The organism is Abyssibacter sp., assembly GCF_964229365.1.
Taxonomy (GTDB): Bacteria; Pseudomonadota; Gammaproteobacteria; order Nevskiales; family OUC007; genus Abyssibacter.
In genome coordinates this window covers 1-6,876 of the sequence record NZ_CAXRDQ010000055.1, presented here as the reverse complement: position 1 = coordinate 6,876, position 6,876 = coordinate 1, and the positions used below count along the sequence as shown (strand labels likewise).

The following is a 6,876-nucleotide window of genomic DNA, read 5'->3' as shown; positions in this document are numbered from 1 at the left end:
GGTTCTGTGTCGCATAATTCCGCAGTCTCGCCGTTTGCGCGCCGCAACACAACGGGTTGATCCCGTTCCGCCCAGCCTGGCTGCCTGGCTCGGCGGGCCACCCAACCAAATCCGCCCAGCAACCCGCAGATGCCCGCAGCGACGACCAGCGGTTCGGAAGCAGCAAACAGCCAATGGGCAGTCACCGCTGTCACCAGCATCAGCACCAGCGGTGCCACGTAAACGGACAACGAGGCACTGACGAGCGCTTCGTCTTTCAGACCCACAATGACCGCATCGCCAGCGGCTAGGCCGCCGCCACTTGCGTTGGTCGCCATGACCACCGGTTGCGAGCGCCGCTCAGTTAAGCGGCCCAGTACGCCGCCGCCGCAACCACGGCCCTCTGCGCATCGCGCACAGCCTGCACGCGTGGGCGTGGTCACGAGCACGCCCTGGTCGCTGGATTCAACGACGACTGCGCGTTCCTCGATCACGGTCAGGGTTGGATTCGAGTCAGATGATCGCCGATCTGTTCGACGGTTTGCGCCGGCACCTCGCCGACAACGGCGACGTGATAGTCACCCACCATGCGACCGTAGGCATGCACGGCGCCAATGCTGGAGACGCCGCGAAAGACCTTGGTCGGCAACTTGTTCTCTGCCGCAAAGACAGACACCGTCGCCAGTCCGTCCGTGAGCAACAGATGGCTCACGGGCTTGGCGGCACCAGGAAACAATCGCGTGCTTTGGCCGACCAGCTTGAAACCAGGCGGCAACTCTGTGACTTCCCATTGCCCCTTCGCTGACTCGGCTGAACTGGCTTCGCCCCGATGCCGAATTTCGCGAAAACCCGTGGTATCGATCGCGGGGACAAATGCTTGATCCGGGATGCTGTCCGGATAGGTCACAGCTGTGAACAGGAATTGCTCCAGGGAATCACCGTCGCCGTTAACCAAGGCGATACGCAAAGGCACGCCGGTCTGAACATCGATGCAAAGCTGGTAGCCGAAACGGAATTCATCACGAGGCTTGAGACCGACCACCTGACAGGCCCGGTCGGCGACGCGATTGACGACGCCCGGCGAGAACTCGTAGTGCGACCCTAAGGTTTCCAGTCCAACCGTGGACACCTTGGGGAGCAGCGCGCTCTGACCGCGTTCATCCACCATCACGGCCCGTTCCCGCGGCAGCAGGCAGCGCACCTCGCCGTCGCGACGCACGATTTCGCGGGCATCGCCGGTCAAGGAGATCAGGCGTTCGTCTTCCTGACCTTCGGAAAACCGATGCACAACTCGCATGGTTTCCAGTTGCTCGCCGGTGCGATAAACAACGACACCCTCATAGTTTTGAGTGCGAACGGCGTCGGACATTTCCGCCAACCACTCCTGCGGAGTCCGGTCAGCAGCCCAGAGAGGAGCCGAGGTCGCAAGCACTGCAACCGCGATAGTCAAGCGTTGCAGCATGCGGTACTCAGTCTGCAGAGGCGGTGCTGGCCTCGACGGGCTCACCGTTGACGCTGGCAACCCGTGCGTAGCCCAAAGTCCCGCCAACACCCGGTCCCGCGCGGTAGCGGCTGTGATTGATCAGGTAGCCATTGAGTTGCTGTGCGGCATCGGGCTCCATTTGAGACCAGCGCACGGTGGCGGCAGCCTGCGTCGGTTGCGCCACCGGACCACGGGGCGCGACGCCTGTGGTCTGAACCGCTGGCTGGATACCACGCTCCTGCAGGGGCAGCGTCGTCGTCGACGGCACATCACGCGCGACCAGTACGGGCTCGTCATCAGCGCCGGGCAACATCATGACGGACACCGTGGCCAATGACGCCACAGCGACTGAGGCAGCGACCGCCCAGCCGGTCGTCCGACGCGACAACCATTGACGCTTGCCGCGCGCCACCTCGATTGACGTGACGTTGGACGGCGCTGGCGCCATCTCGTCGTTCTCAATTGCGGCCATTACGCGGCTGGCAAAACCAGCATCAGCGAAAGTGGCGCCGGACCGTGCCCGCATCGCATCGCCGATCAGGTGGTATCGCGACCAGGTCTGGCGCGACTCGTCAGAGGCCTCGACAGACCGAAGGGCTTCGGCCATGTCTTCACAGGCCCCATCGATGCAAGCAGAAAGCGTTTCGTTAGTCATAGCGGCGATTGGCTCCACCCAAGGGTACTTAAAGGGCCTGATGCCCTAATCGAGCAGGGGTCGTACACGTTCATCAATGGCTGCGCGGGCGCGGAAGATACGAGAGCGAACCGTACCCACAGGGCATTCCATGGCCTGTGCGATCTCTTCATAGCTCATTCCCTCCAATTCGCGCAGCACGATGGCTGTCTTCAGATCGGGCGGCAAATCGTCCATTGCGGCTGCCACCGTGTCCCGAATTTCATCGGTTAGTGCCACCCCCTCCGGTGTGGACACGTCGCTTAGATGCTCGGTGTGCCCATATTGTTCCGCATCGGCGACATCAATGTCTTGTGAAGCGGGACGGCGGCTGCGGGCGACGAGATGGTTCTTCGCGGTGTTGACCGCAATTCGGTACAGCCACGTATAGAACGCGCTTTTGCCCTGGAAGTTCCGCAGCGCGCGATAGGCCTTGATAAAGGACTCCTGGGCCACATCTGACGCGTCGGCATCCGACACATAGCGTGAGACGAGCTGCACCACCTTGTGCTGGTAACGACGGACCAGCATGTCAAAGGCAGCGGAGTTCCCGGCCTGGGCGCGTGCTACGAGAATATCGTCTGTTACGTCTTCGCCCATTCGGGTGTTCGTAGAGGGGGTGGATAAGCGCAAACTCCGGTGCCGTATGCGCGCTGCACACGGTACCGACCCAACGCTTACTGAACCCGGTTCCGATATAGTTCAAGGGATGCGCGGCCGATAACCGCGCGAATCGCAAGAGTTTATCAGTCTGCCGAGTCACACGTCATGCCCAGGCCCACCCCGTTCGATGTCCTGATCCTAGGCAGCGGAGCCGCTGGCCTGGTCACGGCCCTGCGCCTGGCCGATCGCGGCATCAGTTCGCTAGTCGTTTCCAAGGGCCGGATCTCAGAGGGGAGCACGCTGTACGCCCAGGGCGGGATCTCCGCAGTGCTTGATGAAGGCGACTCGATCGACGCCCACGTGGCCGACACGCTCGCGGCCGGCGCTGGCTTGTGCAATCGCGCCGCGGTGCAGTTCACGGTGGAACGGGGTGCCGATGCCGTGCACTGGTTGATCGACAAGGGTGTGCGCTTCACGCCCTCTGATACGGAAGACGGGTTCGCCTATCACCTCACACGCGAAGGCGGTCACAGCCATCGGCGGATCATTCACGCCGACGACGCCACCGGGCGTGCCGTGGAAAAAACGCTGATGCAGCTGGCCCGTGCCCATCCGAACATTCAGCTCTTGGCGCACCACATGGCAGTGGACCTGATCCGCGCCAAGGACCGCATCGTCGGCGCCTACTTGCTGAACATCCGGTCCGGAACGGTCGACACCTACCCCGCCAAGGCCACGGTACTGGCGACCGGCGGCGCGAGCATGGTCTACCTCTATTCCAGCAATCCGCATGGCGCCACCGGTGATGGCATTGCCATGGCGTGGCGGGCTGGATGCCGTATTGCCAACATGGAGTTCATGCAGTTCCACCCGACCTGCCTGTTCCATCCCGAGGCGCGCAATTTTCTGATCACCGAGGCATTACGCGGTGAAGGCGCCCTGCTCCTCCGCCCGGATGGCACGCGTTTCTTGCCTGAGTTTGACGAACGCGCGGAACTTGCCCCCCGAGACATCGTCGCCCGCGCCATCGATCACGAAATGAAACGGCTCGGCCTGGACCACGTGTTGCTGGACACGACCGAACTGGAACCCGACTTCTTGCGGCAACACTTCCCGACCATCCACGCCCGCTGCCTGGAACTGCGCTTGGACCCGACCCAGCGAGCCCTGCCGGTCGTCCCGGCCGCTCACTACACCTGCGGCGGCGTACTCACCGATCTGAACGGCCGCACTGATCTGGCTGGGCTGTACGCAGTCGGCGAAACCGCATCAACGGGCCTGCATGGCGCCAACCGCATGGCCAGCAATTCGCTGCTCGAATGCCTGGTGTTCGGGACTGCAGCGGCCGAGGATCTGGCCTCACGCATCCAGCAATGGCCAACCCCCGGCAATCTGTTGCCCTGGGATGCCAGTCAAGTCAGAGATTCCGACGAGGAAGTCGTGGTCAGCCATAACTGGCAGGAACTGCGCCGCTGCATGTGGGACTACGTCGGCATCGTGCGCACCACCAAGCGCCTGGAGCGTGCGCAACACCGCGTTCAGCTGCTGAGCGACGAGGTCCAGGAGTACTACGGCAACTTCCACGTCACGCCGGACCTGATCGAACTGCGCCACCTGCTGACGGTTTCGGAGCTGATCGTCCACTCCGCGGCTTCACGCCACGAAAGCCGCGGACTGCATTTCATCCGCGATTTTCCGGACACGGAAGCCGTGGCCAAGGACACCGTCCTCACGCCCGATCGCGTCAGAATTCGCGACGCGGCCTAGTGCAGCCAGCCCGGACACGCTGCAACAAGCGTCCTCCCCTCAGCCAGGCTCGCGCCCCCGCTTAAAGCAGCATCGCAAGCAAGCGCCGGTTGGACGTTGCCGCCACGACGGGGCGCCCCTATCCCGCGCCTCCGACACTGCGGAGGCATTCAATGTAGGCCACCGCGATCAGGATGCCCGCCAACACGCGACAAACCTGTTCCAGGTGTTGACTGCATCGCGCCGCGAACGGCTGGTTTGCGATGCCGGGTGCTGCGCCATGGGGGCGTCGCCGCTCCGCGCGAAGAGGCCGACGCGCTGCGCGAGCCGACATATTCGGCATGTCTCTGCGCCGGTTCTCTCGCGATGACCGCCCGTCTTGCAGGTGGCGGGGGGGATAGACTTTGCTGGTCTCCATACACATGATCCTCTCTTCCTTGGTGGCGCCAGTCGCTTTGGCGTCCGTTCGGCATTCATCCAATGCCTTGCGAACCAGTGTTGGGCCTCAGCGTTTGAGCGACCGTTGTCGGCTCCGTTGGAATGAGCTGGTTCATGCGACGGATTGCGCAGTTCGATGACACGGATAGACATCTGCACGCTAGGCGAACTTCAGGTACTCCATGACGGCGTCCCGGTTGCACTGCCTGCGTCCAAACGCACGCGCGCGCTGCTGGGCTACCTGGCGCTAACCGGACGGCCCCATCGGCGGGAGCGGCTTTGCGAACTGCTATGGAGGTTGCCTGACGATCCCCGGAGCGCGCTGCGCTGGTCGTTGACCAAACTGCGCCCTTTGGTGAATGCATCCGACGATGAGCGCCTCATCGCAGACCGCGAGCGCGTCACATTGCAGCACGACCGGCTTCAGGTGGATCTGCACACCCACATGAATGCGTTAGATTGCGCCACGCTGTCGCCCAGCGAACTCGACGCCATCACCCACACACTCAAAGGCCCGTTGCTTGATGGCATCGACCTGCCAGATCAGGCGCAGTTTCAGGAATGGTTAGTTGCGGAGCGCGTGCATGTTGAACGTCTGCTCGGCACCGCATTACGTCGCTTGGCCTTACACAAAGACCTGCCTCCCGATCATGCGCTCGCCGCCGCGCAAGCCTGGAGTGATCAGGAACCATTCAACCCGGAGGCGGCTACCCTGCTGCTTGGTCGCCATCAGCAGTTCGGTGACGCCGCGTCAGCCGCTGATCAAGAACGCATTCTGAGCCAGCGTTTCCAACAGGCCGGCGTCGCCTGGTCAAGCCAGATGCCTGGTCGGAGCGCCACGCAAGATCACCCAACACCCGATCATCCGACGCCACGTCAATACCTGACGCGGCAAAAGATACAGTTCTGTTCGGCATCCGACGGGGCGCGCATTGCCTACGCGACAGTCGGCGACGGCCCACCGATCGTGAAGGCCGCCAACTGGCTCAGCCATCTTGAACTCGACTGGAACGCACCAATCTGGAGCCCGTTGTTCCGACAATTGGCCCATGACCATCGGTTCGTACGCTATGACGAGCGCGGCAATGGGCTATCCGACTGGTCTGTTGACGATCTGAGCTTTGATGCGTTTGTGACCGACCTGGAAACGGTCGTCGATACGGTGGGCTTGGACTCATTCGCCCTGCTGGGGATATCGCAAGGCGCGGCCGTATCGATCGAGTATGCCGTTCGACATCCACAACGCGTGTCGAAATTAATCCTCTTCGGCGGCTACCCTGCCGGATGGCGTATTGACGCTAGCGACGAAGTGGTCCGAGAGCGCGAGGCCATCATGACCCTGACGGCGACAGGATGGGGCAGTGCAAACCCTGCATACCGACAGATCTTTTCGTCGACATTCATGCCCAGCGCCACAGCAGAGGAGTTGAACTGGTTTAACGAATTTCAACGCGCGACGACATCGCCGGAGAACGCGGTGCGGTTTCTTTCCGCATTCGGCGATATTGATGTTCGTGATCGGCTGGCCGAGCTTCGCGTCCCGACCCTGGTGATTCACTCGCTCGGCGATCAACGGATTCCGGCCGAGACCGGACGCGATCTGGCTTCGACAATTTCAGGGGCGGAATTCCTCGGCCTGGAAAGCGACAACCATCTGCTGCTGGGTCGGGAACCGGCGTCTCAGCGCTTTGTTGAAGCCATACGCGAGTTCGTCACCCCACCGTAGTTCAGTCCTTCAGCGCGACCATTCGATCAACCACGGCGCGGATCTGAGCGTCCGGAGCGTCAACACGCCCGAGAAAGATCGCGTTGACGTCCGGATCGTCCAGTTCGGCCAGGCGGATGAAGGCCGCCTGACCATCGCGATCAAGCCGATCGTATTCGCGGACGAGAAAGCGCTCGAACAGCACGTCATGCTCTTTCATGCCGCGCCGGCAAAGCCATTTCAGCCGGC

7 protein-coding genes are annotated in these 6,876 nt (G+C 62.3%); 2 read left to right on the top strand and 5 right to left on the bottom strand.

The annotated features are described in order from the left end of the window. The 4 genes from ACE1EY_RS09375 to rpoE all read right to left on the bottom strand — a co-directional run. A partial coding sequence (locus ACE1EY_RS09375; RefSeq protein WP_370300041.1) for a SoxR reducing system RseC family protein occupies nucleotides 1–473 on the bottom strand: 473 nt, incomplete at its 3' end. Nucleotides 474–475: 2 nt separating this feature from the next. Beyond that, entirely contained in the window at nucleotides 476–1,441 is a 966-nt protein-coding gene (locus ACE1EY_RS09370) for a MucB/RseB C-terminal domain-containing protein (protein WP_291514079.1), read from the bottom strand. Nucleotides 1,442–1,448: 7 nt separating this feature from the next. Next, nucleotides 1,449–2,117: a sigma-E factor negative regulatory protein gene (locus tag ACE1EY_RS09365; protein ID WP_291514078.1), complete on the bottom strand. Its 669-nt coding sequence runs from the start codon at nucleotides 2,115–2,117 to the stop codon at nucleotides 1,449–1,451. A 45-nt stretch (nucleotides 2,118–2,162) separates the two neighbouring features. Then, nucleotides 2,163–2,735, bottom strand: a complete 573-nt coding sequence (gene rpoE / locus ACE1EY_RS09360; RefSeq protein WP_291514077.1) for an RNA polymerase sigma factor RpoE — start codon at nucleotides 2,733–2,735, stop codon at nucleotides 2,163–2,165. Between the two features lie 168 nt (nucleotides 2,736–2,903). On the opposite strand from rpoE, the gene nadB reads away from it, so the two are divergent. Both nadB and ACE1EY_RS09350 read left to right on the top strand, forming a co-directional pair. After that, entirely contained in the window at nucleotides 2,904–4,505 is a 1,602-nt protein-coding gene (gene nadB, locus ACE1EY_RS09355) for an L-aspartate oxidase (RefSeq protein ID WP_370300040.1), read from the top strand. An 823-nt stretch (nucleotides 4,506–5,328) separates the two neighbouring features. Further along, complete coding sequence (locus tag ACE1EY_RS09350; RefSeq protein ID WP_373928067.1) at nucleotides 5,329–6,648, top strand: alpha/beta fold hydrolase; 1,320 nt, start codon at nucleotides 5,329–5,331, stop codon at nucleotides 6,646–6,648. A 1-nt stretch (nucleotide 6,649) separates the two neighbouring features. Here ACE1EY_RS09350 and ACE1EY_RS09345 read toward each other — a convergent pair. Continuing rightward, nucleotides 6,650–6,876 (bottom strand): succinate dehydrogenase assembly factor 2 (locus ACE1EY_RS09345; RefSeq protein ID WP_370300038.1); only part of this gene is annotated, 227 nt, incomplete at its 5' end.